At 63.8% G+C, this 25,702-nt stretch carries 23 protein-coding genes and 1 pseudogene; 9 read left to right on the top strand and 15 right to left on the bottom strand.

Annotated features, from left to right (window positions below):
• Window positions 1-15: 15 nt before the first annotated feature.
• The 3 genes from ACEWE8_RS09275 to ACEWE8_RS09265 all read right to left on the bottom strand — a co-directional run bounded on the left by ACEWE8_RS09275 (window position 16) and on the right by ACEWE8_RS09265 (window position 1,747).
• Complete coding sequence (locus tag ACEWE8_RS09275) at window positions 16-945, bottom strand: DUF4880 domain-containing protein (RefSeq protein WP_046787279.1); 930 nt, start codon at window positions 943-945, stop codon at window positions 16-18.
• Window positions 942-1,451, bottom strand: a complete 510-nt coding sequence (locus ACEWE8_RS09270) for a sigma-70 family RNA polymerase sigma factor (protein ID WP_046787278.1) — start codon at window positions 1,449-1,451, stop codon at window positions 942-944. Before ACEWE8_RS09270 ends, ACEWE8_RS09275 begins: the two co-directional genes overlap by 4 nt.
• Window positions 1,452-1,579: 128 nt before the next feature.
• Window positions 1,580-1,747, bottom strand: a complete 168-nt coding sequence (locus tag ACEWE8_RS09265) for a DUF6026 family protein (protein ID WP_168216561.1) — start codon at window positions 1,745-1,747, stop codon at window positions 1,580-1,582.
• A 167-nt stretch (window positions 1,748-1,914) separates the two neighbouring features.
• Between ACEWE8_RS09265 and gnd the strand changes: the two genes are divergently transcribed.
• The 4 genes from gnd to ACEWE8_RS09245 all read left to right on the top strand — a co-directional run bounded on the left by gnd (window position 1,915) and on the right by ACEWE8_RS09245 (window position 7,021).
• A complete protein-coding gene (gene gnd, locus ACEWE8_RS09260) occupies window positions 1,915-2,934 on the top strand; it encodes a phosphogluconate dehydrogenase (NAD(+)-dependent, decarboxylating) (RefSeq protein ID WP_323613676.1) in 1,020 nt (339 codons plus the stop codon).
• Window positions 2,931-4,436, top strand: coding sequence for a glucose-6-phosphate dehydrogenase (gene zwf / locus ACEWE8_RS09255; protein ID WP_115275321.1), 1,506 nt, complete (start codon window positions 2,931-2,933; stop codon window positions 4,434-4,436). The genes gnd and zwf overlap by 4 nt, the downstream gene beginning before the upstream one ends.
• Before the next feature lie 47 nt (window positions 4,437-4,483).
• Window positions 4,484-6,280 carry a glycoside hydrolase family 15 protein gene (locus ACEWE8_RS09250; protein ID WP_046787276.1) on the top strand — a complete coding sequence of 599 codons (1,797 nt, stop codon included), beginning with the start codon at window positions 4,484-4,486 and terminating at the stop codon, window positions 6,278-6,280.
• A gap of 120 nt (window positions 6,281-6,400) precedes the next feature.
• Window positions 6,401-7,021 carry a TetR/AcrR family transcriptional regulator gene (locus tag ACEWE8_RS09245; RefSeq protein WP_046787275.1) on the top strand — a complete coding sequence of 207 codons (621 nt, stop codon included), beginning with the start codon at window positions 6,401-6,403 and terminating at the stop codon, window positions 7,019-7,021.
• Between the two features lie 78 nt (window positions 7,022-7,099).
• Here the strand turns inward: ACEWE8_RS09245 and preA are convergent, their stop codons facing one another.
• The 3 genes from preA to hydA all read right to left on the bottom strand — a co-directional run bounded on the left by preA (window position 7,100) and on the right by hydA (window position 11,346).
• Window positions 7,100-8,374 carry an NAD-dependent dihydropyrimidine dehydrogenase subunit PreA gene (gene preA / locus ACEWE8_RS09240; protein WP_046787274.1) on the bottom strand — a complete coding sequence of 425 codons (1,275 nt, stop codon included), beginning with the start codon at window positions 8,372-8,374 and terminating at the stop codon, window positions 7,100-7,102.
• Entirely contained in the window at window positions 8,375-9,742 is a 1,368-nt protein-coding gene (locus ACEWE8_RS09235) for an NAD(P)-dependent oxidoreductase (protein ID WP_046787273.1), read from the bottom strand.
• Window positions 9,743-9,906: 164 nt separating this feature from the next.
• A complete protein-coding gene (hydA, locus tag ACEWE8_RS09230) occupies window positions 9,907-11,346 on the bottom strand; it encodes a dihydropyrimidinase (protein ID WP_046787272.1) in 1,440 nt (479 codons plus the stop codon).
• A gap of 616 nt (window positions 11,347-11,962) precedes the next feature.
• Here hydA and ACEWE8_RS09225 point away from each other — a divergent pair.
• Window positions 11,963-13,465 (top strand): NCS1 family nucleobase:cation symporter-1, encoded by a 1,503-nt coding sequence (locus ACEWE8_RS09225; protein ID WP_046787271.1) that lies wholly within the window; start codon window positions 11,963-11,965, stop codon window positions 13,463-13,465.
• A gap of 13 nt (window positions 13,466-13,478) precedes the next feature.
• Window positions 13,479-14,762 carry a Zn-dependent hydrolase gene (locus ACEWE8_RS09220; RefSeq protein WP_046787270.1) on the top strand — a complete coding sequence of 428 codons (1,284 nt, stop codon included), beginning with the start codon at window positions 13,479-13,481 and terminating at the stop codon, window positions 14,760-14,762.
• Between the two features lie 76 nt (window positions 14,763-14,838).
• Here the strand turns inward: ACEWE8_RS09220 and ACEWE8_RS09215 are convergent, their stop codons facing one another.
• Window positions 14,839-15,804, bottom strand: a complete 966-nt coding sequence (locus tag ACEWE8_RS09215) for a ribonuclease Z (protein WP_046787269.1) — start codon at window positions 15,802-15,804, stop codon at window positions 14,839-14,841.
• Between the two features lie 62 nt (window positions 15,805-15,866).
• Window positions 15,867-16,433, bottom strand: a complete 567-nt coding sequence (locus ACEWE8_RS09210; RefSeq protein ID WP_080952155.1) for a lipocalin family protein — start codon at window positions 16,431-16,433, stop codon at window positions 15,867-15,869.
• 207 nt (window positions 16,434-16,640) lie between these two features.
• Between ACEWE8_RS09210 and ACEWE8_RS09205 the strand changes: the two genes are divergently transcribed.
• Together ACEWE8_RS09205 and nudC are read left to right on the top strand one after the other, a co-directional pair.
• A complete protein-coding gene (locus ACEWE8_RS09205; protein WP_046787268.1) occupies window positions 16,641-17,453 on the top strand; it encodes a crotonase/enoyl-CoA hydratase family protein in 813 nt (270 codons plus the stop codon).
• A 34-nt stretch (window positions 17,454-17,487) separates the two neighbouring features.
• On the top strand, window positions 17,488-18,318 hold the full coding sequence (gene nudC, locus ACEWE8_RS09200) for an NAD(+) diphosphatase (RefSeq protein ID WP_046787267.1): 831 nt from the start codon (window positions 17,488-17,490) through the stop codon (window positions 18,316-18,318).
• On the opposite strand, the gene ACEWE8_RS09195 is transcribed toward nudC, so the two are convergent.
• The 7 genes and pseudogenes from ACEWE8_RS09195 to ACEWE8_RS09165 form a co-directional block, all read right to left on the bottom strand.
• Complete coding sequence (locus ACEWE8_RS09195) at window positions 18,286-19,065, bottom strand: TSUP family transporter (protein ID WP_046787266.1); 780 nt, start codon at window positions 19,063-19,065, stop codon at window positions 18,286-18,288. The two genes, nudC and ACEWE8_RS09195, sit on opposite strands and share 33 nt — an antisense overlap.
• A gap of 126 nt (window positions 19,066-19,191) precedes the next feature.
• Window positions 19,192-19,412: pseudogene (locus tag ACEWE8_RS09190) on the bottom strand (IS3 family transposase); the annotation flags it as partial.
• 113 nt (window positions 19,413-19,525) lie between these two features.
• Complete coding sequence (locus ACEWE8_RS09185) at window positions 19,526-20,293, bottom strand: hypothetical protein (RefSeq protein ID WP_046787265.1); 768 nt, start codon at window positions 20,291-20,293, stop codon at window positions 19,526-19,528.
• A gap of 241 nt (window positions 20,294-20,534) precedes the next feature.
• Window positions 20,535-21,365: an alpha/beta fold hydrolase gene (locus ACEWE8_RS09180; protein ID WP_046787264.1), complete on the bottom strand. Its 831-nt coding sequence runs from the start codon at window positions 21,363-21,365 to the stop codon at window positions 20,535-20,537.
• A gap of 118 nt (window positions 21,366-21,483) precedes the next feature.
• Window positions 21,484-22,836: a glutamine synthetase family protein gene (locus ACEWE8_RS09175; protein ID WP_046787263.1), complete on the bottom strand. Its 1,353-nt coding sequence runs from the start codon at window positions 22,834-22,836 to the stop codon at window positions 21,484-21,486.
• A gap of 9 nt (window positions 22,837-22,845) precedes the next feature.
• Window positions 22,846-23,397, bottom strand: a complete 552-nt coding sequence (locus ACEWE8_RS09170) for a helix-turn-helix domain-containing protein (protein WP_046787262.1) — start codon at window positions 23,395-23,397, stop codon at window positions 22,846-22,848.
• A complete protein-coding gene (locus tag ACEWE8_RS09165) occupies window positions 23,390-24,679 on the bottom strand; it encodes an FAD-binding oxidoreductase (RefSeq protein ID WP_046787261.1) in 1,290 nt (429 codons plus the stop codon). Before ACEWE8_RS09165 ends, ACEWE8_RS09170 begins: the two co-directional genes overlap by 8 nt.
• A 135-nt stretch (window positions 24,680-24,814) precedes the next feature.
• Between ACEWE8_RS09165 and ACEWE8_RS09160 the strand changes: the two genes are divergently transcribed.
• Complete coding sequence (locus tag ACEWE8_RS09160; protein WP_046787260.1) at window positions 24,815-25,702, top strand: LysR substrate-binding domain-containing protein; 888 nt, start codon at window positions 24,815-24,817, stop codon at window positions 25,700-25,702.

Genomic DNA, 25,702 nt, shown 5'->3' with positions numbered 1-25,702 from the left:
AGTCCGACAGTTTTTTCATGCCTGGGATGAAATACGCACCCACCAGCGTGTGCGTTGGTCGATACGCACAGGCAGCAGGTGGGCGATGTTGTCCAGCAGTGCCCCCGGCTGGTCGAGGTGGAACACGCCCGACAGGCGCAGGTCGGCCACTGCCGGGTCGCAGCGCAGCCAGCCACGGCGGTAGCGAGCGGCCTCGGCGAGGAAGTCGGCCAGGGGTATGTCGTTGACGATCAGCAGGCCGCGGCTCCAGGCGAACGGATCCAGGGCGCCGCCGCCCAGAGGCGCCAGTCGCGTGGGGTAGAGCGCAAGGCCGCTGCCAGCCTGCACCCGCTGCGAGCCCGCAGCGGCAGTCACCAGCACTTCACCGCGTTCGACGTGCAACTCGCTGTAACCATCGCGCTCGCGCAGCACGGCGCGCGCCTGGTGGCCTTGGCAAACGCCCTGCTGGCAGCGCACGCGCCAGTCGGCGCCATCGACCAGCATTTCGCCACTGCGCAGGCGGATTTCCCTACCATGCAGGTCAACGGCGCTGTCAGTGTTCAATTGCAACTCGAGGTCGCCGTTCAGGCGCAACTGCCGCTGTTCACCGACACCGGTGGTGAAGTCACTGCGCCACGCGGGGGGCGCAGTGCCGATCAGCAGCGTGGCGCCGCCCGCTGTCAGGCCCAGGCCCAGCAGCTTGAGGGTGCGGCGGCGGCTCAGGTCGACGTCGGCCTGGCGCAGCACGGCAGCCGTGCAAGTGGCATCGGGCAGGTGCCCGTTGTGGAAGTGCCCGCTGACCTGCTGCATGCGCTGCCAGGCCAGGTCATGCCGTGTATCACGCAGCCGCCAGGCATTGAACTGGCTGAACACCTCGACATTGCCCGGGCTGGCCCGCAAGCGCATCTGCCACTCGATGGCCGTACGCACGATGGCTTCAGGCAGCCGCTCTGGCGCGGCGGTCACTCGAAGCACAGCCGGTAGCAGTGCAGCAACGCGTTGGCTACGTGGCGCTCTACCGTGCGGCTGGAAACCCCCAGCCGTTCGGCTATTTGCGCATGGGTCAGGCCGCCCAGCTGGTACAGCAGGAAGGCGTCGCGCACCGTGGGTTTGAGGCCATCGAGCAATTGCGCGATGCGCTCAAGGCACTGCATGGCCTCGTGGCGCACGTGCGGGGAGGGGTAGCTGGCCTCGGGCAACTGCGCCAAGGTTTGCAGGTAGGCGCGCTGCAGTGCGTCGCGCCGCCAATGGTCGACCACAAGGCCGCGGGCGATGCGTACCAGCAGAGCGCGGGGCGCCTGGGTACTGATCGGCTGGTTGCGCACCAACAGGCGTACGAACGTGTCCTGGGCCAGGTCTGCGGCCTGTTGCGAGCAGCCCAGCGAGCGCTTCAGCCAGCTGTGCAGCCAGCCGCGCTGGGTGTCGTACAGGACCTCAAGCGGAATGATCGCATCCGTTTCATGCACTGCCATGCAACGCCCCGGGCCAGGTGAATGGAGAAAGCGCGCACGATAAACGCGAATCGTTCCCAATTCAAACTTTTTTCTGTGGGGGCCAGCAGTGTGGGAGCGTTAACGCTCCCACCAGGGGGGAGAATGAATCAGAGGCTTACAGGTTCATCGCCGGAGCGCGCCCGCTCCAGCTGCATGTGCAACTGAGCGACTTGCTGGCGCAGTTGGTCGCGTTCGTCCTTCAATTTACGCAGCTCATCACGGCGCACGGAGACATAGAGGGTCTGGGTTGGAGTGGCAGGCATCAAGGTACCCATGTAAACACCTCGCGGTTTTGGCTGGTGACAATCAAAGCGTAGTCGCTTCACGCGGCGGGCATTCTGAATTCTTTCACTGCTCATTGGAACTTTTTTGTTTAACGTTGTCTCGCCGTTCGTCGCTGAACCCTCGGGCGGTGTGCTGGACTAATCTGAAACGCTGGACTGTGTTGTCATTCATTTTTCAAGGGGAGCATCGGCTCATGCAACTGGGAATCGTCGGGCTGGGCCGCATGGGCGGCAATATTGCAAGGCGGCTGATGCGCGCCGGGCACCGCACGGTCGTGCACGACCGTAACCGTGATGCAGTCGTCGGGCTGGAAGGCGAGGGCGCCCAAGGGGCTCACGACCTTGGCGCGCTGGTGCAGAAGCTCAAGGCGCCGCGGGCGGTATGGGTAATGCTGCCGGCGGGCGAACCTACCGAGCAGACCATCGCGCAGCTGGCCGAACTGCTGGAACCGGGCGATGCGATCATCGACGGTGGCAACACCTTCTACAAGGACGACATGCGCCGCGCCGCCGAGCTGGCCAAGCGCGGGCTGCATTACCTGGACGTCGGTACCTCTGGCGGGGTGTGGGGCCTGGACCGTGGCTACTGCATGATGATCGGCGGTGAGAAAGACGTGTTCGAGCGCCTGGAGCCTTTGTTCAAGGCGCTGGCGCCGGGCGTTGGCGACATTCCGCGCACCCAGGGGCGCGAAGGTGAGCACGACCGCGCCGAACATGGCTACATCCATGCAGGCCCGCCCGGCGCCGGGCACTACGTGAAGATGGTGCACAACGGCATCGAATACGGGTTGATGCAGGCCTACGCGGAAGGCTTTGACCTGCTGCGCAGCAAAGGCGGCGATGAGCTACCGCAAGAACAGCGCTTCGACCTGAACGTCGCCGAAATCGCCGAGGTATGGCGCCGTGGCAGCGTGGTCACCTCCTGGCTGCTCGACCTCACCGCCGATGCCCTGGTGGCCGACCCGCACCTGGCGCAGTTCAGCGGCTCGGTATCGGACAGTGGCGAAGGCCGCTGGACGATCGACGCAGCAGTCGAGCAGGCCGTGCCGGTACCTGTCCTGTCCAGTGCGTTGTTCGCCCGGTTCCGCTCACGCCAGCAGCAGGGCACCTACGGCGACAAGGTCCTCTCGGCCATGCGCCTGGGCTTCGGTGGCCACGTCGAGAAGAAAGGCCAATGACCCGACAGACCACTCCTGCAGCCGGCCCTTGTACCTTGTTCCTGTTCGGTGCCAACGGTGACCTGGTCAAGCGCCTGCTGATGCCGGCGCTGTACAATCTGGGCCGGGACGGCCTGCTCGACCGCAACCTGCGCATCGTTGGTGTGGACCATAATGCCGCCACTGCCGATGAATTCGCCGAACGCCTGCACGCGTTCATGCGTGAACGCGACAAGGGCGGCGAGGGCGCAGCCAAGTGCCTGGACGAAAAACTTTGGGCGCGCCTGGCCAAGCGCCTGGACTACCAGACCGGCGACTTCCTGGACCCGGCCACCTATACCGCGCTGGCCAAGCGCATCGACAAGACCAGCCATGGCAACGCCATTTTCTACTTGGCCACCTCGCCACGCTTTTTCCCCGAGGTTGCCCAACGCCTGGGGGATGCCGGCTTGCTCGACGAGTCTGGTGGTGGCTACCGCCGGGTCGTGGTGGAAAAACCCTTCGGCACCGACCTGGCCAGTGCCGAGGCGCTCAATGCCTGCCTGCTCAAAGTGATGAGCGAGCGGCAGATCTACCGCATCGACCATTATCTGGGCAAGGAGACGGTGCAGAACATCCTGGTCAGCCGTTTTTCCAATGGCTTGTTCGAGTCGTTCTGGAACAACCACTACATCGACCATGTGCAGATCACGGCCGCCGAAACGGTGGGCGTCGAGACTCGCGGTGGGTTCTATGACCACACCGGTGCCCTGCGCGACATGGTGCCCAACCACCTGTTCCAGTTGCTGGCGATGGTTGCCATGGAGCCGCCTGCAGCCTTTGGCGCAGATGCCGTGCGCGGCGAAAAAGCCAAGGTGATCGGCGCTATTCGTCCCTGGTCGACGAAGATGGCCCTGAAGAACTCCGTGCGCGGCCAGTACACCGCGGGCAAGCAGGGCCGCAAGCGCCTGGCCGGGTATCGCCAGGAGGACAGGGTGGCGGCCGACAGCCAGACCGAAACCTACGTGGCCCTGAAGGTGATGATCGACAACTGGCGCTGGGCCGGCGTGCCGTTCTACCTGCGTACCGGCAAACGCATGAGCGTGCGCGACACCGAAATTGCCATCTGCTTCAAGCCTGCGCCCTACGCGCAGTTTCGCGAATCGGAGCTGGAGCGGCCCAAGCCCAACTACCTGAAGATCCAGATCCAGCCCAACGAAGGCATGTGGTTCGACCTGCAAGCCAAGCGCCCGGGCCCGGAACTGGTGATGGAAAACGTCGAGCTGGGGTTCGCCTACAAGGACTTCTTCAAGATGACCCCGGCCACGGGGTACGAGACCTTGATCTACGACTGCCTGACCGGCGACCAGACCTTGTTCCAGCGTGCCGACAACATCGAGAACGGCTGGCGTGCGGTGCAGCCGTTTCTGGATGCCTGGGCGCAGGACGGCGAGGTGCATGAGTACCCGGCGGGCGAGGATGGGCCAGCGGCCGGCAATGAGTTGCTGGCCCGTGACAAGCGCGAGTGGCACCGGTTGGGATGATCGCACGGCCCACTGTGTGGGCCAGACAGTTGCATTAAGGAGATCCAATGCCTGCCCACATCGAAGACTATGCGCTGCTCGGCAACTGCCGCAGCGCCGCCCTGGTCAGCCGTGACGGTTCCATCGACTGGCTGTGCCTGCCACGCTTCGATGCCCCCGCCGTGTTCGCGGCGCTGCTGGGCAATGAAGAAAACGGTCGCTGGCGCCTGGCCCCCAGCGACTCCATCGAGCATGTCAGCCGGCGCTACCAGCAAGATACCCTGGTGCTGGAAACCACCTGGGTGACTGCCAGCGGCCGCGCCCGTGTGCTGGACTTCATGCCGCTGGACGACGTCAATTCGGTCGTGCGCATCGTCGATGGCATTGCCGGCGAAACCAACTTTGAAATGGACCTGGTGATGCGCTTCGACTACGGGCGCAGCGTACCCTGGGTGGAAAAGCTCGACCCGCTGACCCTGAGCGCCGTCGCCGGCCCCGACCGGCTGATCCTGTGCAGCACGGTGGCCTCGCACGCCCGCGACCACCACACTGTCGCGCGCTTTCGGGTGTGCGCCGGTGAGCGCCAGGTGTTCAGCCTGCGCCATCAACCTTCGCACCTGCCGGTACAGCCCGACTGCGATATCGATCATGCCCTGGCGCATACGGTCAGCCAATGGCAGGCCTTTGCCGCCCGCTGCCCGGATGTCGGCCCCTACAGCGCGAGCGTGCGCCGTTCATTGCTCACCCTCAAGGCCATGACGTATGCCCCTACCGGTGGCATCGTTGCGGCCGTCACCACCTCGCTGCCCGAAAGCATCGGCCACGAGCGCAACTGGGACTATCGCTTCTGCTGGCTGCGCGATGCCACCATGACCCTGCTGGCGTTCATGAACCTGGGTTACTTCGACGAAGCGCAGGCCTGGCGTGAGTGGCTGCTGCGTTCGGTGGCCGGCAACCCGGAGCAGATGCAGATCATGTACGGCCTGGCAGGGGAGCGAGACCTGCAGGAATACACCCTGCCGTGGCTGGCCGGGTATGAGCACTCGCAGCCGGTGCGGGTGGGCAACGCTGCTGCTCAACAGCGGCAGCTGGACATCTACGGCGAGGTCGCCGACGCCATGGCCCAGGCGATAAAGGGCGGGTTGCCCAGGCACCCACGCAGTGCGGCGATTTCCCGCCTGATCATGCCCTACCTGGAGCGCATCTGGCGTGAGCCGGACGAAGGCATCTGGGAGGTGCGTGGTGGCAGGCAGCACTTCGTGCATTCCAAGGTCATGGCCTGGGTCGCATTCGACCGCGCGGCAGGGTTGGCTGAGACCACCGAGGAGGGCAGTGAGCGCGGGCAGTATTACCGGCAGGTGGCAGATGAAATCCGCCGCGAGGTGTTTGAGCAGGGGCTCGATGCCAAAGGCCTGCATTTCGTCCAGGCCTATGGCTCGAGCGAAATGGACGCCAGCCTGCTGCAGATCGCCCTCACCGGGTTCCTGCCGGCCCAGGATGAGCGGTTTCTGCGCACGCTCGAACAGATCGAGCAGCGCCTGCTGAAAAACGGTTTGCTGATGCGCTATGACAGTGACCGCTGCAGTGACGGCCTGACGCCGGGTGAAGGGACGTTCCTGGTCTGTTCGTTCTGGTTGGCCGATGTGTATGTGCTGTTGGGGCGCCAGGGCGAGGCGCAGGCGCTGTACGAGAAGCTGACCGGGCTGTGCAATGACGTGGGTTTGCTGGCCGAGCAGTACGACCCGGCAGGCAAGCGCATGCTGGGCAACTTCCCCCAGGCGTTCAGCCACATCGGCATCATCAACACGGCGCTGAACCTGCACCGGGCGCAGTGCCCGGCAAGGGATCGGGCCCAGTGTGGTTGAAGGGCATGGCTACTCGTATTCAGCGAAATGACCGGAGTAGACTAGTGCCAAGAGCAATCGACAAGGAATACGCATGAGCGTTCGTCGCCATGAGCTGGCAGCCAGGGCATCGCAATTCTGATGGCCAACCACAAGATCGAAATTCGCCGTCGCAATGTCGAGAAGATCCTCGTGGCCGCAGAAAAGGTGTTCGCCGAGAAGGGCTACGGCGCAACGTCCATGGGTGACATCGCCGAACAGGCCGAGCTGCCGCGCTCCAACCTGCATTACTACTTCAGTACCAAGGATGAGCTGTTCCGCGCGGTGCTGCAGGACCTGCTGGATGTGTGGAAGCAGGACGCACTGTGCTTCGAGAACTTCGACGACCCCCGGGTGGTGCTGACCAGCTACATTCGCGCCAAGATGGGCCATTCGCGCTCACGGCCGCTGGGCTCGAAGATCTGGGCCGAAGAGATGCTGCATGGCGCGCCGCTGCTTGGGGTGAGCCTGGATGACAGCCTGGTGCCCTGGGCGAAGCTGAAGGTAGACAAGATTCGCCGCTGGGTGGAGGAGGGGCGCATCCTGCCGGTGGAGCCTTCGGCGCTGCTGTACATGATCTGGGCTTCGACCCAGCACTATGCCGACTTCGGCTACCAGGTGGCGGTGCTCAATGGCGGAGAACCGCTGTCGGACCTGGCGTTCGAGAGTGCGGTACAGACGGTGACGAGTGTGATCCTGCGCGGTATCGGCCTGGAGCCTTGATAAGTGCATCGCGGTTTCGTGCAGGAGCGGCCTTGTGTCGCGAAAGGGCCGCAAAGCGGCCCCAGCGATTCCCAGGCGTCAGCTCGCCTCGCGGTAGGGGTTGCGCGGGTCCTGCGTCCAGTTCAGGTATGGCTTGCCGGTATCCTGCGCCACCATCTCGATGCAATCTTCCACCGGGCAGGTGATCTGGCACAGGTTGCAGCCCACACATTCGTCTTCGATCACGCTGTAGGCGTGGGTTCCGTCAGCCTTCAGCGTACTGGCAATGGCCTGGTGCGAGGTGTCCTCACAGGCGATATGGCAGCGCCCGCAACCGATGCAGGCATCCTGGTCGATGTGCGCCACCGATTTGTAGTTGATGTCCAGGTACTTCCAGTCGGTGGTGTGCGCCACGGCCTGGCCGCGGAATGCTTCGAGGTTCTGGTGCCCGTGCTGGTCCATCCAGCGCGCCAAACCGTCCTTCATGTCCTCGACAATACGAAAACCGTGCAGCATCGCCGCAGTGCACACCTGCACCGCGCCACTGCCCAAGGCAATGAACTCGGCCGCATCACGCCAGTTGCCGATACCCCCGATGCCACAGATCGGTAGCCCGCGCGTTTGCGGGTCGCGGGCAATCTCGGCGACCATGTTCAGGGCGATGGGTTTGACCGCCGAGCCGCAGTAGCCACCGTGGGTGCTCTGATCGCCGACGATCGGGTGGGCGACCATGCGGTCCAGGTCGACGCTGGTGATGGAGTTGATGGTGTTGATCAGCGACACGGCATCGGCGCCACCGCGATGAGCCGCACGCGCCGACTGGCGGATGTCGGTGATGTTGGGCGTGAGCTTGACGATCACCGGCAACGCGCAGTGCGTCTTGCACCAGCGGGTGACCATTTCCACATACTCCGGCACCTGGCCGACCGCCGCGCCCATGCCGCGCTCGGGCATGCCATGCGGGCAGCCGAAGTTCAGTTCGATACCGTCGGCACCGGTGGCTTCCACCAGCGGCAGGATGAATTTCCATGATTCTTCGATGCACGGCACCATCAGCGAGACGATAAGCGCACGGTCTGGCCAGTCCTTCTTCACCTGGGTGATTTCGCGCAGGTTGATTTCCAGCGAGCGGTCGGTGATCAGCTCGATGTTGTTGATGCCCTGCACCAGCCGGTTGGCGCCGTAATGCGCCGAGTAGCGCGACGACACGTTGACCGCTGCCGGGTCCTCGCCCAGGGTCTTCCAGACCACGCCGCCCCAGCCGGCTTCGAAGGCGCGGACCACGTTGTAGGCTTTGTCGGTTGGCGGTGCGGAGGCCAGCCAGAAGGGGTTGGGCGCCTTGATGCCGGCGAACACGATAGACAAGTCGGCCATTTATGCAGCCTCCACATTGAGCATGAGTTGGGCATGGATAGCTTCGGCGGCCAGCTTGCCATGTTGCACGGCCTGGACGGTGAGGTCCTGGCCCAGGGCGGTACAGTCGCCACCGGCGTAGACGCCCGGCAGGCTGGTGCGCATGCCCTCGTCGACGCGAATGCGCTCGCCGTCGCGGGCCAGTTGCGCAGCCAGCGGGTCGTTAAGGCTTTGTTCGTCGAAGCGTTGGCCGATGGCTTTGAAGATGGCATCGGCGGCCAGCTCGAAGGTCTCACCGGTGTCGCGCAGGCGGCCATCGGCCAGTTCGGTGCGGGCGAAGCGCATGCCCCGCACGCGGTTGTCGTCGTCCAGCAGCACGGCGTCGGGGCGCGCCCAGGTGTGCAGACGCACCTGGTTGGCCTTGGCGATGTCCTGCTCGTGGCCGGTGGCGCCCATGTCGGCGTAGCCGCGGCGGTATACCAGGTTGACATCGCGGGCACCCAGGCGGCTCATCTGTACGGCCATGTCGATGGCGGTGTTGCCTGCGCCGATCACCAGGCAACGCTCTGCCAACGGCAGTTGCGAAAGATCATCCGCCTGGCGTAGCTCACGGATGTAGTCGGTGGCGGCGAGCATGCCGGGCGCCTCTTCGCCAGGCAGGCCGAGCTGGCGTATGGCGTTCAGGCCAAGGCCGAGGAATACCGCGTCGTACTGATCACGCAGCTCTGCCAGGCTCAGGTTGTCGCCCAGGCGGTGGCCGTGGCGCATTTCGATACCGCCGATACCGAGCAGGAATTCCACTTCGCGCTGGGCATAGTCGTCCACCAGCTTGTAGCGGGCGATGCCGTACTCGTTCAGGCCGCCGGCCTTGTCGCAGGCCTCGAACACCACCACCTCATGGCCATGCATGGCCAGGCGATGTGCGCAGGACAACCCGGCGGGGCCTGCGCCGACCACGGCGATGCGTTTGCCGGTGGCTGGCGAGCGTTTGAACGGGTGCTCGGTGAAACCGGCATTGTCCAGGGCATAGCGCTGTAGCTGGCCAATCAGTACCGGTGCGCATTCCTGGGCGTTGTTGCGCACGCAGGCCTGCTGGCAAAGGATCTCGGTGGGGCACACGCGGGCGCAGCTGCCGCCCAGGATGTTGGCCGAAAGGATGCGCTCGGCGGCACCTTGCAAGTTCTCGTCGCTGATACGGTGAATGAACGAGGGGATGTCAATTTCGCTCGGGCATGCGTTCACGCAGGGCGCGTCGTAGCAATACAGGCAGCGGGCGCTTTCCACTGCGGCCTGGCGGGCGGTGAGGGGTGGCGCGAGGTCACTGAATTGCTCGGCCAGCTGGTCGGCGCCGGCCCGGGGGCGCGGCAAGTGGTTCAGGGCATCGATCACGGTTGTAGCCTCTCTTTTTTTTAGGGCTTGGGCGGGGGGGGGGCGCCATGCGCCCCAATCGCCGGCAAGCCGGCTCCCACAGGTACAGTGATGGCCCTGGGAGTGATGCCGCCCCTGTAGGAGCTGGCTTGCCGGCGATGGGCTGCGCAGCAGCCCCAACAGCTTCAGCGCTGGACGGGTATCGGGCGCTGCTGCTCGGCGCGGCGGCCCAGGACCTCGTACACCGAGGGATACGCCGGGCGCTCCACGTAACGCCCCGCGCCAGGCTCGGCACGCAGGTCGCCATCGGCCCAGACCACGCGGCCCTGGCTGATGGTGTGGCTGGGAATACCGCGCACGGTGCGGCCTTCGAAGATGTTGAAGTCAACACGCTGGTGGTGGGTTTGCGCGCTGATGGTGCGCGTGCCCTGTGGGTCCCACAGCACCAGGTCGGCATCGGCGCCGACGCGGATGGCGCCCTTGCGCGGGAACAGGTTGAAGATCTTCGCGGTGTTGGTGGAGGTCAGCGCGACGAATTCATGCATCGACAGCCGCCCGCTGTTGACGCCAGCGTCCCACAACACCGCCATGCGGTCTTCGATGCCGGCGGTGCCGTTGGGGATGCGGCTGAAGTCGTTGCGGCCCATGGCTTTCTGCTCGGCGCAGAAGCAGCAGTGGTCGGTGGCCGTGGTGTGCAGGTTGCCCGATTGCAGGCCGCGCCACAGGGCTTCTTGATGCTCGCGCGGGCGGAAGGGTGGGCTCATGACATAGCCTGCGGCGGTGGCCCAGTCCGGGTCGCGGTAGACGCTGTCGTCGATCAGCAGGTGCCCGGGCAGCACTTCACCGTAGACCGGCTGGCCCTTGGCCCGGGCATAGGTGATTTCGTCCAGCGCTTCACGGCTGGAGATGTGTACCACGTACAACGGCGTACCAATGGTTTCGGCGATGCGGATGGCGCGGCTGGCAGCCTCGCCTTCGACTTGCGAAGGGCGCGACAACGGGTGCGCCTCGGGGCCGGTCAGGCCTTGGGCGAGCAGTTTTTGCTGCAGGTGGTAGACCAGCTCGCCGTTCTCGGCGTGCACGGTGGGGACCGCGCCCAGTTGCAGGCAACGCTCGAAGCTGGCGACCAGGGTGTCGTCGGCCGCCATGATCGCATTCTTGTAGGCCATGAAGTGCTTGAAGCTGTTCACGCCATGTTGGGTGACCAGCTCGCCCATTTCTTCGGCGACCTGCTCGCTCCACCAGGTGATGGCAACGTGAAAGCCGTAATCGGACGCGCTCTTTTGCGCCCAGCCGCGCCAGGTGTGAAAGGCCTCCAGCAGCGATTGCTGCGGGTTGGGGATGACGAAGTCGATGATCGAAGTGGTGCCGCCGGCCAGCCCTGCGGCTGTGCCGCTGAAGAAGTCCTCGCTGGCCACTGTACCCATGAAGGGCAACTGCATGTGGGTGTGCGGGTCGATGCCGCCGGGCATCAGGTACTGGCCGCTACCGTCGAGGATCTCGCAGTCGGTAGGGGCTTGCAGGTCTTTGCCAATGGCGCGGATCTGGCCATCGACACACAGGACATCAGCGGGGTAGCTCTCTTCGTGGGTAACCACGGTGGCGCCACGGATCAACAGGGACATGCCGTCTTCCTCGCAGGCTGACCGGTCTGTGCCGGTTCTTCAATTGTTATGCGCCAGTGGCTGGAGGATGAATTTCAATCCTGTCAGGCCTGACAAGAATGGAATTTAGATGCTCATTGTGGATTGTTCAAGAAAATAATTTATGAGCTTATAGCTTCTATAACTAATTGTTTTTTAACGATTAATTTCAACAATCACCAAAATGGTGAGGCCTTTCACCATTTTGACGCACTTGACAAGAAGCCAAATTGGTCAAGATTTTCCATGCAAAATCAGCTGCTTGAAACCTGGCCGGGAGGCGCAAGGCGCGCCACTGAAAAACCAGGCTGCACCAGTTTGAAACCTGATGCAGGGGCCAGGGCCGGTCCATGGCGCTGACAGCGGCAGGCGATGGAATGACTGTGCCATCGCCTCAAACGGATCAATGCCTTGCAGATCAGTTGATTACCTGCGGTCGGCGGCGGCCGGCCGGTCAGCCGAAGGCCAGCCCGGCACGTATTTTGAGTACGGCCACAACCGCCAGGCCGGACCGCAGGAGCAGTACTGGTGGTGTATGTACTCCGGCCATCGCGTTAGCCCGATGAGCAGACAATTAGAAAAATCTGGAGAAGGCCCCATGCAACAGAGCAGATCGCAAGTGATCGAGCAGGATGGCCTGTTCGAGCTGTCCGCAGGCAGTGACGTACTCGACAGCCCGCGCTACAACCACGACATCGCGCCCACAAAAGTGCACCAGCGCACCTGGAACAAATGGCACATCACCGCACTGTGGGTGGGCATGTCCATCTGCGTGCCCACCTACACCCTGGGCGGCGTGCTCACGGCCTACTTTGGCCTGAGCGTGGGCGAGGCGTTGCTGGCGATCCTGCTGGCCAACCTCATCGTGCTGATCCCGCTCACCCTCAACGCCTTCCCCGGCACCAAGTACGGCATTCCCTTCCCTGTGTTGCTGCGTTCATCGTTCGGTATCTTCGGCTCCAACGTACCGTGCCTGATACGCGCGGTGGTTGCCTGTGGCTGGTTCGGCATCCAGACGATGTTCGGCGGCTTGGCCATTCACCTGTTCCTGGGCTCGATCTTCGATGACTGGAAAGCGCTCGGTGGCACCGGTGAAGTGATCGGCTTCATGGTGTTCTGGGCCCTCAACCTGTGGGTGGTGTTGCGCGGCGCCGAATCGATCAAATGGCTCGAAACCCTGTCGGCGCCGCTGTTGGTGGCGGTCGGCTTCGGCCTGCTGTTCTGGGCGTTGCCGCACATGTCGATGACCGAGCTGCTGGCCCAGCCGCCCAAGCGCCCGGAAGGGGCGAGCGTAGTGAGCTATTTCTGCGCCGGGCTTACCGCGATGGTCGGTTTCTGGGCCACTTTATCGCTGAACATTCCGGATTTCAGCCGCTACGCCAAGAGCCAGAAGGACCAGATCCTCGGGCAGATCTTCGGCCTGCCACTGACCATGTTCCTGTTCGCCTCCCTGGGCGTGGTGATGACCGCCGCCTCGGCGTCGCTGGTGGGTGAAACGGTGTCCGACCCGGTGAGCCTGATCGGCAAGATCCAGAGCCCGGGCTGGGTGGCACTGGCCATGGCGCTGATCGTCATCGCTACGCTGTCGACCAACACCGCGGCCAACATCGTCTCGCCGACCAACGACTTTCAGAACATTGCCCCGCGCCTGATCGGGCGTACACGTGCCGTGTGGCTGACAGGCTTCATCGGCCTGGCGCTGATGAGCCACGAGCTGCTGAAAAAACTCGGCTGGATCGTTTCCGACATCAGCCTGGAGAGTGTCTATTCCAACTGGCTGCTGGGGTACTCCAGCCTGCTTGGGCCGATTGCCGGGATCATGGTGGTGGACTACTTCCTGATCCGTCGGCAGAAGCTGGATCTGGCCGGCCTGTACCGTGATGACGTTTACCCGGCCTGGAACTGGGCAGGGTTTGCTGCCTTTGCGCTACCTGTGGCACTGACCGTGATGGCCATTGGTAACAGCAGTTTCAGCTGGTTCTACGACTATGGCTGGTTCACCGGGTCGCTGCTTGGCGGGGCGTTGTACTACGCCCTGGGCGGCTTGGCGGTGCGTGGGCCAGTGCAGCCTGTGATCAATGCAGACAACAAAAACGCCTGAGGAGGCCTGACCCATGACCGCAGCCCAACAAGCCCTGCTATCGACTGAACGCCACGTTAACAGTGACCGCCTGTGGCAATCGCTGATGGACCTCGCCCGCCTCGGTGCCACACCCAAGGGTGGTGTCTGCCGCCTGGCGCTGACCGACCTCGACCGCCAGGCCCGCGACCTGTTCGTCGAGTGGTGCGAGGCGGCCGGTTGCAGCGTCAGTGTCGATGCCGTCGGCAACATCTTTGCCCGCCGCCCTGGGCGCAATCCCAAGCTGCCACCGGTGATGACCGGCAGCCACATCGACACCCAGCCCACCGGGGGCAAGTTCGATGGCTGTTTCGGGGTGATGGCGGGCCTTGAGGTGATACGCACCCTCAATGACCTGGGCATCGAGACCGAAGCACCGCTGGAAGTGGTGGTATGGACCAACGAGGAAGGCTCGCGCTTTGCGCCCTGCATGATGGGCTCGGGGGTGTTTGCCGGCAAATTCACCCTGGAGGAAACCCTGGCCAAGCGTGACGCCCAGGGCGTGAGCATGGGCGAGGCGTTGACTGCCATCGGCTACGCCGGCCAGCGGGCAGTGCTTGGCCACCCGGTAGGCGCGTATTTCGAAGCCCATATCGAGCAGGGACCGATCCTTGAAGACCAGGCCAAGACCATCGGTGTGGTGCTTGGGGCGCTGGGGCAGAAGTGGTTCGACCTGACCTTGCGCGGCGTTGAAGCCCATGCCGGCCCTACGCCGATGCACCTGCGCAAGGATGCACTGGTCGGCGCTGCGGCGGTGGTGGAGGCGGTCAACCGGGCGGCGCTGGGCCATCAACCGCATGCCTGTGGCACGGTCGGTTGCCTGCAGGCCTACCCCGGTTCACGCAACGTGATTCCGGGGGAAGTGCGCATGACCCTGGACTTTCGTCACCTCGAAGGTGAGCGGCTGGACGCGATGATCGCCGACGTGCGGGCAGTGATTGAGGCCACCTGTGACAAGCACGGGCTGAGCCATGAACTGATCCCCACGGCCGACCTCCCAGCGCTGTACTTTGACCGCAGTTGCGTCGATGCCGTGCGCGATGCTGCGCAGACCTTGGGCCTGCCGCACATGGATATCGTCAGCGGGGCAGGGCATGACGCGATCTTCCTGGCCGAGTTGGGGCCGGCGGGGATGATCTTCGTGCCTTGTGAAAACGGCATCAGCCACAACGAAATCGAGAACGCCACCCCGCAAGACCTGGCAGCGGGCTGTGCGGTGCTGCTGCGGGCCATGCTGGCGGCGTCGGAGGCGATCGCCAGCGGGCGGTTGGCGGCTTGATGCCTGAGCGTCCCATCGCCGGCCCTTAGATCACAAAACCGATGGACAACAGCGCGATCATGTCGATTGGGATTTGCTAGGTACCCGTAACGCGGCCCAGGCACCCATCGCGCCCGATGTGGTAACGCTGCAGGTCCTGGGCCAGGGTCAGGTTGCCGCTGTAATGGGCCTGCGCCTCTTCCCTTACCTCGTCGATGCATGGGCTGCGCCGAGGGTCCGGCTGATAGCGGGCACTGAAGTGCGTCAGCACCAGGTTGCGCACACCGGCCGTTTCGGCAAAGCGCGCCACCGCTGCGGCACTGCTGTGGCCGAAGCTGACACCTGTGCGGGCGATGATCGGTTGTGTGAATGTCGCTTCGTGCACCAGCACATCAACGTCTTTCGCTGCCTCGGCCAAGAGGTCGGGGTTGTCATTGTCGCCGCAGACGATCACCCGCCGTGCCGGCCGCGAGGCGCGCAGGTAGTCGCGGCCATGCAGCACGTGCCCGGCATGCTCCACCGTGAGGCCCTTGGCAAGGTCGCCCCACAGCGGGCCGCGCGGGATACCTTCGGCAGCCAGGCGCTGCACGTCAAGGCGCGGCTCGGGGTTCAGCTCGGTGAACACGAAAGCGACGCTGGGCACCCGGTGCGACAGCTGTACGGTGCTGACGGCAAGGGTATCGCTGCGCCATTCGCCCAGTTGCTCGACCGCCAGCAAACGCAGTTCGAACGCCAGGAAGGTATCACTGGCAGCCAGGCTCAGGCGCACCCAGTCGTGCAAGGCGGCCGGCAGCACCAGGTCCAGCGGCGCCGTGCGCCCGCTCATGCCGGCGCTGGCCAGCAGGCCTGGCAGGCCGAAGCAATGGTCGCCGTGCACATGGGTAATGAAGATGGCGCGCAGGTCGCGGACCGACAATGGGGTATGCAGCAGTTGATGCTGGGTACCTTCGCCGCAATCGACCAGGTACCAGTGGCTGCCGCTGGCTTCGATCACGGCGGTGGCGCTGACGTTGCGCGCCTTGGTGGGCACCCCGGCCGAGGTACCCAGAAACAGCAGGTCCAATGACTGACTCCAAGTTTGATCAGGCGCTCACCCTGGCCCGAGCGAACCAGGGCGTCGATGAATCAGGGTTTTACTGCATCATCGCCCTGCCGCCAGATCAGCTCGCTGGTGTCATAACCCTGTTTCTGGGCAATGGCCAGCATCTGTTCGCGGGTCTGGTCGTTGATGACCGGGGTGCGCGACAGCAGCCACAGGTATTCGCGGTTGGGGTGCCCGACCAGTGCTACGCGATAGTCCTTGTCGTGATACAGCACCCAGTATTCGCCCTTGGTCAAGCCTGGCGCCAGGCGGCTGAACCAGTTGTCGAAGGTGACCCACAGCTTGTCGGTCTTGCCCGGCTGCTGCGCCTCGGCGATGCCCTTGGCCTCGTTCCATTGGCCGTCCTTTTCCTTGCAGCGGTTGGTCACATCGATGCGACCGTCTTCGCGCAAGCCATAGTTGGCTTCGGACTGCACGCAGTTGCGCTGGAAGAACATCGGCAAGCGCGCCTGCTCGTACCAGGTGCCCTGGTAGCGCTGCAGGTCGACCTGCTGTGTGGCCGGTGGCGCACGATGCTCATCGCTCGAACCGGCGCAGCCCGCCAGGGCCAGTGTCATGCAGGAAACAATCAGGGCTGTACGCATCGCCATGGCAAACCTCTTGGGAAGGGATGAAGAGCTTACCTGTCTTTCGATGCGTGTGCGGGGCAAAAGTTGTATGGGTTTTTGTGTGCAGGGCAAACCTCTGTCGCCAGGCGCCTGAGCAACCCGGGCAAGTCCCGCTTTTGGCACAAGTACGGCAACCAGGCTGGGTTAACATCCGTGCAGTGAACCTTTATCCCCGCAGGAGTGCAGCCCGTGACCGAGTACAGCGCATTCAAGGTCGAACTGACCGACAACATCGCCCATGTGCAGATCAACCGCCCTGAGAAGATCAACGCCATGAATGCTGCCTTCTGGGAAGAGATCGTCGATATCTTCCAGTGGGTCGACGACACCGATGCGGTGCGCGCTGTGGTCATCAGCGGCGCGGGCAAGCATTTTTCCTCGGGTATCGACTTGATGATGCTGGCCTCGCTGGCCGGCCACATGGGCAAGGACGTTGGCCGCAACGCGCGCCTGCTACGCCGCACCATCCTGCGCCTGCAGGCCTCCTTCAATGCCGTGGACAACTGCCGCAAGCCCGTGCTGGCGGCCATCCAGGGCTACTGCATTGGCGGTGCCATCGACCTGGTGTCGGCCTGCGACATGCGTTATTGCAGCACGGACGCGCAGTTCTCGATCAAGGAAATCGACATGGGCATGGCCGCAGACGTCGGCACCCTGCAACGTTTGCCACGTATCATCGGCGACGGCATCATGCGCGAGCTGGCCTTCACCGGGCGTAACGTTGCGGCCGACGAGGCGCTGCGCATCGGCCTGGTCAACCGGGTCTATGATGATCAGGCTGCATTGCTCGACGGGGTCTTTGCCATTGCCCGCGAGATTGCCGCAAAATCACCGATCGCCGTGGCGGGCACCAAGGAGATGCTCAGCTACATGCGTGACCATCGCATCGACGATGGCCTGGAGTACATCGCCACCTGGAACGCCGCCATGCTGCAGTCCGAAGACCTGCGCGTGGCTGTGGCGGCGCACATGAGCAAACAGAAACCGACGTTCGCCGACTGACCGGGCCGGGGGACGCAGTAAAGGAACCCCCGACATGTCAGCACGCTGGACTAGCGCAGTACTCGACCCGCAGATCACCGGCGGCTGGGCCGTCGCCCGCAGCCCGGAAGGGTTTTTGGTGGACGCCAATGGCGCGCTGTTCCCCCGCGACTGGCTCAAGCGCCAGGACCTGGATGTGCTCGCCGAGCACGGCATCGGCCATTTCGACGGCGAGCCGGTGTTCCTGCTGGAACTGCGCAGCGCCGCCGAGGTGCCCGGTTGCGGCTGGCGCGGCTTGCGGGCATTCATGCTCGAAGGTGATTTCGATCTTTATAAAGTGCTGGGCTACGCCGCGCAGATCGGCACTTGGGCGCGTGAGCACCGTTTCTGTGGCAGCTGCGGCCAACCGATGACGCAGATCCGCTGGGAGCGGGCGATGTACTGCCAGCCCTGCGACCTGCGCAGCTACCCACGCATTTCGCCGAGCATGATCGTGCTGGTGACCCGTGGCGACGAAATCCTGCTGGCCCGGTCGCCGCGCTTCGTCACCGGCGTTTACAGCACCCTTGCAGGCTTTGCCGAACCAGGCGAGTCGGCCGAGGACTGCCTGGTGCGCGAAGTGCGCGAAGAAGTGGCGGTGGAGGTGCGCAACATCCAGTACGTAGGCAGCCAGTGCTGGCCGTTCCCGCATTCGATGATGCTAGGCTTCCACGCCGAGTATGCCGGCGGCGAGATCGTCATGCAGCCGGACGAGATCGAAGACGCCAGGTGGTTCAACGTGCACGACCTGCCACCGCTGCCAGCCGGGCGCTCCATCGCCCGGTACCTGATCGATCTGTATGTCGCCAGGCGTTCAGGCCTGCCCGAACCAGTGTTGCCACGCTAGGCGCACGGTCAGCGCCAGCACCACGGTGATGAACACCGGGCGGATGAACTTGCTGCCGCCGCTGATCGCCGTGCGTGCGCCGAAGAACGCACCCACCATCACCGAAAGGCCCATGCACAGGCCGACGACGTAATCCACCTGCCCGGAAATGATGAACACCGTCAGCGCCGCGATGTTGCTGACGAAGTTCATGCTGCGCGCCACGCCGCTGGCGCGGACCAGGTCGATGGGGTAGAGCAGCAGGGTGCTCACGGTCCAGAAAGCACCGGTGCCGGGCCCGGCCACGCCATCATAGAAGCCCAGGGTGAAGCCCTGCGGGAACTGCCACTTCTTCTTGATCGGCGCATCGGCATCCAGCGGCGCTTTGGGCGTACCCCCGAACAGCAGGTAGATGCCGCAGGCGAAGACGATCACCGGCAGCATCTTGTTCAGCCATTCGGCCGGCATGTAGTGGGCGACGACCGCGCCGATCAGCGCGCCGACCAGGGTGGCGAACAAGGCCGGGCGCCATTGCGCCGGGTGGAACAGCTTGCGTTTGTAGTAGGTGAAACCGGCGGTGGCCGAGCCGAAGGTCGAGCTGAGCTTGTTGGTGCCCAGCACCAGGTGTGGCGGCATGCCGGCGGTGAGCAGTGCCGGGGTGGTGAGCAGGCCACCCCCACCGGCGATGGCGTCGATGAACCCGGCGACGAAGGCGACCAGGGTGAGGATCAGCAGGGTGAGTGGTTCTACGGTGAGTTCGAGGGGCATGGGTGTCTGGCAGATTGGAAGGGTGACGCAGCAGAGGGCCGCGCTAAGGCCTATATACTAATGCCCGAGGAAGGCGACTTGTAATGCTCAATTGATCCCGGACACAGTTTTGAGTTTTTCTTCAGCTTAAGCAGGCGCCAGTCCATCATTGAACTGATGGGGCGGATCCAGTTGTAGTGGTTCATCAGATACTGGCTAGTATCTCGCTGAGGCTGCTGGCCGGTCATGTAGCCTTGGTGGTCAAGGCTGCGAAATACACGTTCCATCGGCGCATTATCCCTGCAACTGCCTCGTCGGCTCATGCTCTGGCGCATGCGGTAGCGCCACAGTCGCTGGCGGAAGTGTCGCTTCGACGGCAATTGCCTTCGCACTGTCCTTGCCAGGCGAATGTTGCTCGATGCCAGTGCTGTACCGAGCAACATTCCACCCTGTTTATGGTTTGACAGGCACTCCGAGTTGCTCAGTCCCAGGTTGAGTCTTGTAGGTTCCACTTCCCGGGGGTTGCCCCATCGGAGAAGCGCAAGCAATCGCCCTCTACTGTCAGCGGTCGACCCGATTCCCGGTCCTTCTGCCAGATCTCGTAGTAGTTGCCCATATCGTAGAACGTAACCTTATCCTGCTTGGAGGCTACCGGCTTGACCCACCCGCTGCTGGAGTCGATGTACTTGTCCTTTTCAGTGCTAGAGCTGATCTGGAGGTACCCGCCCCAGTTGCCGTCCTTGGCCCAGCCTTCGACGACTTTGACCCACAGGCTCGCTTGCGAGGAGCCGGCCGCTACATACTGCTCCTTTTTTTTGTCATACCCAGTGCCGGCGAGCGCAACGTTGACTCCCAGGTAACCGTCGGGCCGGAACCGCACGGTGCTCCCGGAGGTGCGCGAGGGGACATACCGGTTGTCCGGGAGTGTGGCCTTGGAGATCACAATCTCGTGCACCGCCCAAGCGAAGTCACGCCAGTGCTTCTCGTTCGTGGATCGGAAGGTGGTGCTAATGTAATTCTTGAGGGCCGTCTGATCCGTACCGACCTCCTGAACACTTTGTACGATCTTGCGTAAGCGTTCCTCGTCCTCCTGCCCCCACTGTTTGATCAGGCTTTCGATATGCTCCTGTTTGGCCTCATTGTGCTTGGCCTCGATCTCCGCGATCTCATGCGGGCTATGCGTCTTAATCTCCGTGGGCGCGTCTGAATCCAAGAAGATCAAGAAGCTATTTCTACGTAGGTATCCCATAGGTCTTCCTTTCGTTCCATCAATAGAAAAAGGCCTAATCGCCGCTCGGCGACTTCTCGTGCACACCCTGGTGTGTACTTTGAAGATCCGCCAACCAGAGGGTTACTACAACTGGCAAAAATGTGAGTTGTGGCTTCTCGCGGAGCAAGCTAGCCCCCCCCAGATACGTCACACCTTTCAAGGCCAGCGCTGTAGCTATGGGGGCCGGCCGCCGACGGCAGAGCCGATTCAGGTAACCGAATCAGCTCTGGATAAAGGCCAGCAAATCCGCATTGATCACATCGGCATGGGTTGTCGGCATACCGTGCGGGAAGCCCTTGTAGGTCTTCAATGTGCCATTGGGCAGCAGCTTGGCCGACAGCGGGCCGGAATTTTCATAGGGAACGATCTGGTCATCATCGCCATGCATCACCAGCACGGGTTGCTGGATCTTCTTCAGGTCTTCGGTGAAGTCAGTCTGGGAAAACGCCACGATCCCGTCGTAGTGCGCTTTGGCGCTGCCGATCATGCCTTGGCGCCACCAATTGGCAATGACCCCCTCGGCCGGCTCGGCACCGGGCCGGTTATAGCCATAGAACGGGCCGGTCGGCACATCGCGGTAAAACTGTGCCCGGTTACTCGCCACCTGTGCCTGGAACCCGTCGAAAACCGACTTGGGCAAGCCGCCGGGGTTGTCTGGCGTTTGCACCATCAAGGGCGGCACGGCGGCGATCAGCACCGCTTTGGCCACCTTGTCGCCTGGGTAGCGGGCCATGTAGCGCACCACTTCGCCGCCTCCGGTGGAGTGACCGACATGCACCGCACCCTGAATACTCAGGTGCTCGACCACGGCGGCCACGTCATCGGCGTAGTGGTCCATGTCATGGCCGTCCCATACCTGGCTGGAGCGGCCGTGGCCGCGGCGGTCGTGGGCGACCACTCGAAAACCTTGGCCAAGGAAGAACAACAGCTGCGCGTCCCAGTCGTCTGCGCTGAGCGGCCAGCCATGGTGGAAGTGGATGACCGGCGCATCGCGCGGGCCCCAGTCCTTGTAGAAGATCTGAACGCCATCCTTCGTGGTCACGTAGCTCATGGTCGTGTCTCCTCTGTGCAGGGGGATTGCCGAGTGAGCTATTCAGAATAGGAGAGTTTTCTGTCTTGTCAGTACCGGCCTCTTCGCCGACAAGCCGGCGATGAGGCCAGTATCTGTCTCAAAGGAACCACCGGTACTCGCGGGCACTCACCTCCTGCATGAACGCCAGGTGGTCCTGGCGCTTGTTCTCGCAATACACCATCACGAACTCTTCCCCCAGCCCTTCATTTACGGCCGGGTGCCCACGCATGGCTGCGACTGCGCTGGGCATGTCCTTGGGAAAGTCGACCCCGCTGGCGCGATCGTCATTGAGCGGCGCAATTGGCTCCAGCGCGGCATCCAGCCCATGCTCCATACCGCACAAGATGGCCGCCAGCACCAGATACGGGTTGGCATCTGCCCCCGCCAGGCGGTGCTCGATACGCACATTGCAAGCATCCGACTCGGGGATGCGGATGCACGCATCACGGTCCTCGAAGCCCCAGCTGGCGCGGCTGGCGGCATTGACCATGGCGCCGTACCGGCGAAACGCATTGTGGTTGGCGGCGAATATCGGCATGCAGTGCGGCAGCAAGGCCAGGCAACCGGCCACTGCATGGCGTAGCGGGCGCTGCTGGTCGGCCGCCAGCAGGTTGTTGCCGGCCTTGTCGTACAGGCTGACATGCACGTGCATGCCGCTGCCTGGCGCCTGCAGGTAGGGTTTGCTCATGAACGAGGCGCGCAGCCCGTGCTTGAGCGCCACGCCACGCGTGCTGCGGCAGAACAGGGCAGCCCAGTCGGCGGCACGCAGGCCGTCGTCGCAGTGGCCGAAGTTGATCTCGAACTGGCCAGGGCCGAGCTCGGCGGTGATGACGTTGGCGTCGACCCCTTGCGCGTTGGCGGTTTCGACCATGTCGCGCAGCACGTCGCTGAACCGCGACAGCCGTTCGATGTGCATGTTGGGCTGGTCGTCCGCGTCATCGCTGAACGGGTCGCGGGGGAACTGCGGCAGCCCCTGCTTGAGTGCCCGGTCGAACAGGTAGAACTCCAGCTCGAACGCCACCACCGGGCGAATGCCGCGCCGTTCCAGGCGCTGCAGCACGCGGGCGAGCACCTCCCTGGGCTCGAACTCGATGGGTGAGGCGGTGCCGTCGGAGCTGATCAGCATCTGGCCCAGCGGTTCGCGCTCCCAGCTGACCGGCTTGAGTGTGCCGGGCACCAGGCGCCGCAGGGCGTCCGGGTCGCCGTCGTTGAAGCAGTAGTCGCCAATCGGGAACAGCCCGCCTTGCACGCCCAGCAGCACGCAGTTCTGCGGCAGTTTCAGCGGGCTGCCGGCGGCAACCTTTTCGAGCATGTCGATGGGGTAGCGTTTGCCGTAGAAGTGCCCGGGGATGTCCAGGCTCAGCAGGTCGACATGGCGCACATTGGGGTAACGGGCGCGGAAGGCCCGTACTTCGCTGAGCAGATCGGCAAAGCCTGTCGTTGTTGTCATGCTGTGCTCTCATCGGAAGACCCAGAGGACACGGGTCGTCTGGTCAGTCAGGTTGGCGTAGCGGAAATGGCTGTGCGCAGGGAGCTGGAAGCTGTCGTTGGGGCCGAGTTTGACGGCGTCCGGGTGGCTATCCAGCCACAGGGTCAGCGCGCCTTCAAGGACGAAACCGCCTTGTTCGGCGCTGTCGTCCAGATGCCCCTCGCCACTGCTGGCGCCGGGCGCCAGGTGGCTTTCGAGCATGGCAAAGCTGCCGTTGAGGGTCGGCGAGACCAGCACATCGCTGATGCCTTCGGCGTAGTAGATCGTGCGCCGTTCACCGGGGCGGGTGACCCAGTCGAGTTCGCGCGGTTGGCTGGCCTGGTAGAAATAGGTGGTGGGCACGTGTAGCGCTTCGCTGATCGCAGTGAGGTCGGCCACGGTCGGCTGCGACAGGCCGCGCTCGACCTGGGACAGAAAGCCCAGCGAACGCTTGACCTTGATCGCCAACTCGCCGAGGGTCAGCCCGCGGTGCTTGCGCAGGCCACGAATCAGCAGGGCCAGGCCCTGGGCGTCTTCAGACATGATCGCGCATCCGGTACCAGGCCTTGGCTGCGGCCTCCAGCGGGGCAGCCAACAGGTCACCGCCCGGGAAACGGCCATTGTCGATGCCCTGGTACAACGCCAGCAGGTCGTCGTCGCCCAGGATCGCGTCGCTGACCGCGCGCGCCGCTGCCAGGGTTGGCAGTACGCCATGGCCGGAAAAGCCCTGCAGCCAGTAGCGCTGGCCGTCGCGGCCAATGTCCGGGGTGCGCTGGATGCTGCAGTCGATATGCCCGCCCCAGGCATAGTCGATGGCAACGCCCGCCAGTTGTGGGAACACACGCTCAAGGTAGGGGCGGGTGGCGCTGGCCACGTCCTTGGGTATGCCGCCCAGGTACGTGCAGCCGCCGCCGAACAGCAGGCGGTGGTCCGGGGTGAGGCGGAAATAGTCCGGTACGAACTGATTGTCGATCACGCAACTGTTGCGTGGTAGCAGCGACCGGGCGAAATCCGCGTCCAGTGGCGTGGTGGCCACTTGATAGGAGCCCACCGGCAGCAGCCGGCGCGACAGGTTGCGGTCAAGGCGGTCGATGTAGGCGTTGCAAGCCAGCACCAGCACCTCGCCGTGCACTTCGCCATGGTCGGTGCGGGCGATATAGCCATTGGCGCTCTGCTGGTAGTCGAGTACCTGGCTTTGCTCGAAGATCTGCCCGCCGGCAGCCTCGATCGCGCTGGCCAAGCCCTGGGCCAGTTTCAGCGGGTTGAGGTGCGCGCCCTTGGCGTCGTACAGGGCAGCCTGGTAGCGCGGGCTGTCGATCCACTGGGGCAACTCGTCACGGCCGATCAGGCGCAGGGCCTGGTAGCCCCATTTCTGTTCGGCATCAAGCAGGGCTTGTTCCAGCATTTTCACCCGGCGTGGCAGCACCGAGGTCCAGAGGCTGCCGGCCCGGTAATCGATATCGAAGCCGTGCCGTTGCGGCAGTTCACGCATTTCGTCGGCAGCCCAGCACATGCTGTCCCACAGGCGTCGGCTGCGTTCCACGCCCAAGGCTTTCTCGATGGGCGGCATGTCGCACGACCAGCCCAGCAGCGCCTGGCCACCGTTGCGACCGGATGCGGCCCAGGCCACCCGGCTGGCTTCCAGCAGGGTCACACGCTTACCCGCCAGGGCCAGGCGCAGGGCAGTGTGCAGGCCGCTGAAGCCGGCGCCGATGATGATCACGTCGGTGTCGTGCCGGCCTTGCAGGGTAGGGCGCAGGGGAATGCTGGCAGGGTAGGTGCGGGCGTAATAACTGGCGACGTGCTGGGCGGATTGCTTGAACATGCCTTGGCCTCATGAAATTTTTTATGATTATTTTCATGAAAATTTAGCATGGAATTTTCATTGCGCCAGTCGAGTCGCGTTGGCGATATGATCGGGTGGCCGTACAGCGGCTCCACGCACCTGCCAGGACTATCTATGCGCCGCCTGCCTTCCCTCACTGCCCTGCGCACGTTCGAGTGCGCCGCCCGCCACGGCCACTTCGGCCGTGCCGCCGCCGAACTGTGTGTCACCGACAGCGCGGTAAGCCACCAGATCCGCCAGCTCGAGGAGCAGCTTGGGGTCACGCTGTTCGAACGCATTGGCCGCCAGGTGCGGCCCAGCGCCGAGGCCGAGCGGCTGTTGCATCATCTGCAGCAGGCCTTCGAACTGATCGGCAAGGCCTGTGACGAACTGCGCGACCCGGCATCGCAGGCGGTGCTGCGGGTGGCGGTAACTGCCGAGCTTGCGCAGAAATGGCTGGTGGCGCGGCTCGCCGACTTCAGCGGCCGTTACCCGCACATCACCCTGCACCTGCTCGAGCAGCCGATCGCCGCGGGAGCCCCGGCGCTGGATGTCGACCTGGCCATCACCTATGGCACCAGCACACTCGACGCCAGTACCCACTTCGTCAGGCCCTTGCCGCTGCTGCAATTCTTTCCGGTGTGCAGCCCTGGCCTATTCAACCAGGGCGGCCTCAAACGCCCACGCGACCTGGTGCGCCACTGCCTGTTGCACGACGATCAGGACGGCCGGACCTGGACCACCTGGCTGGCTACCCATGCCGACGATGCCTTGCCCACGCGCCAGCTTTACTTCCCGCATGCGGCCCTGGCACTCGAGGCGGCGCTGCTTGGGCAGGGCGTGGCCATGGGGGACAACCTGACCTGCCAGAGCGATTTGCAAAGTGGCAGGCTGGTGCGGCCTTTCAGTGCCAGTGTCACCGCGCAGGGGCAATACGCACTGGTGTGCGAGCGGTTGCGCCTGGAGCGTGTTGCGGTGGCACAGTTCATCGAATGGTTCATCGAACAGTTGGGTGATAGCTGA

This window comes from Pseudomonas sp. TR47 (genome assembly GCF_044143025.1).
Classification (GTDB): Bacteria; Pseudomonadota; Gammaproteobacteria; order Pseudomonadales; family Pseudomonadaceae; genus Aquipseudomonas; species Aquipseudomonas putida_E.
Note: the sequence above shows the minus strand (reverse complement) of the source record. Positions and strands in the feature narration are given on the sequence as shown.

Excerpts from the sequence above, each read along its gene's own strand:
- ACEWE8_RS09270 (WP_046787278.1), bottom strand. The coding sequence starts at position 1,451 with ATGGCAGTGCATGAAACGGATGCGATCATTCCGCTTGAGGTCCTGTAC.
- ACEWE8_RS09265 (WP_168216561.1), bottom strand. The coding sequence starts at position 1,747 with ATGGGTACCTTGATGCCTGCCACTCCAACCCAGACCCTCTATGTCTCC.
- zwf (WP_115275321.1), top strand. The coding sequence starts at position 2,931 with ATGACCCGACAGACCACTCCTGCAGCCGGCCCTTGTACCTTGTTCCTG.
- ACEWE8_RS09250 (WP_046787276.1), top strand. The coding sequence starts at position 4,484 with ATGCCTGCCCACATCGAAGACTATGCGCTGCTCGGCAACTGCCGCAGC.
- ACEWE8_RS09245 (WP_046787275.1), top strand. The coding sequence starts at position 6,401 with ATGGCCAACCACAAGATCGAAATTCGCCGTCGCAATGTCGAGAAGATC.
- preA (WP_046787274.1), bottom strand. The coding sequence starts at position 8,374 with ATGGCCGACTTGTCTATCGTGTTCGCCGGCATCAAGGCGCCCAACCCC.
- hydA (WP_046787272.1), bottom strand. The coding sequence starts at position 11,346 with ATGTCCCTGTTGATCCGTGGCGCCACCGTGGTTACCCACGAAGAGAGC.
- ACEWE8_RS09225 (WP_046787271.1), top strand. The coding sequence starts at position 11,963 with ATGCAACAGAGCAGATCGCAAGTGATCGAGCAGGATGGCCTGTTCGAG.
- ACEWE8_RS09220 (WP_046787270.1), top strand. The coding sequence starts at position 13,479 with ATGACCGCAGCCCAACAAGCCCTGCTATCGACTGAACGCCACGTTAAC.
- ACEWE8_RS09210 (WP_080952155.1), bottom strand. The coding sequence starts at position 16,433 with ATGGCGATGCGTACAGCCCTGATTGTTTCCTGCATGACACTGGCCCTG.
- nudC (WP_046787267.1), top strand. The coding sequence starts at position 17,488 with ATGTCAGCACGCTGGACTAGCGCAGTACTCGACCCGCAGATCACCGGC.
- ACEWE8_RS09195 (WP_046787266.1), bottom strand. The coding sequence starts at position 19,065 with ATGCCCCTCGAACTCACCGTAGAACCACTCACCCTGCTGATCCTCACC.
- ACEWE8_RS09185 (WP_046787265.1), bottom strand. The coding sequence starts at position 20,293 with ATGGGATACCTACGTAGAAATAGCTTCTTGATCTTCTTGGATTCAGAC.
- ACEWE8_RS09180 (WP_046787264.1), bottom strand. The coding sequence starts at position 21,365 with ATGAGCTACGTGACCACGAAGGATGGCGTTCAGATCTTCTACAAGGAC.
- ACEWE8_RS09175 (WP_046787263.1), bottom strand. The coding sequence starts at position 22,836 with ATGACAACAACGACAGGCTTTGCCGATCTGCTCAGCGAAGTACGGGCC.
- ACEWE8_RS09170 (WP_046787262.1), bottom strand. The coding sequence starts at position 23,397 with ATGTCTGAAGACGCCCAGGGCCTGGCCCTGCTGATTCGTGGCCTGCGC.
- ACEWE8_RS09165 (WP_046787261.1), bottom strand. The coding sequence starts at position 24,679 with ATGTTCAAGCAATCCGCCCAGCACGTCGCCAGTTATTACGCCCGCACC.
- ACEWE8_RS09160 (WP_046787260.1), top strand. The coding sequence starts at position 24,815 with ATGCGCCGCCTGCCTTCCCTCACTGCCCTGCGCACGTTCGAGTGCGCC.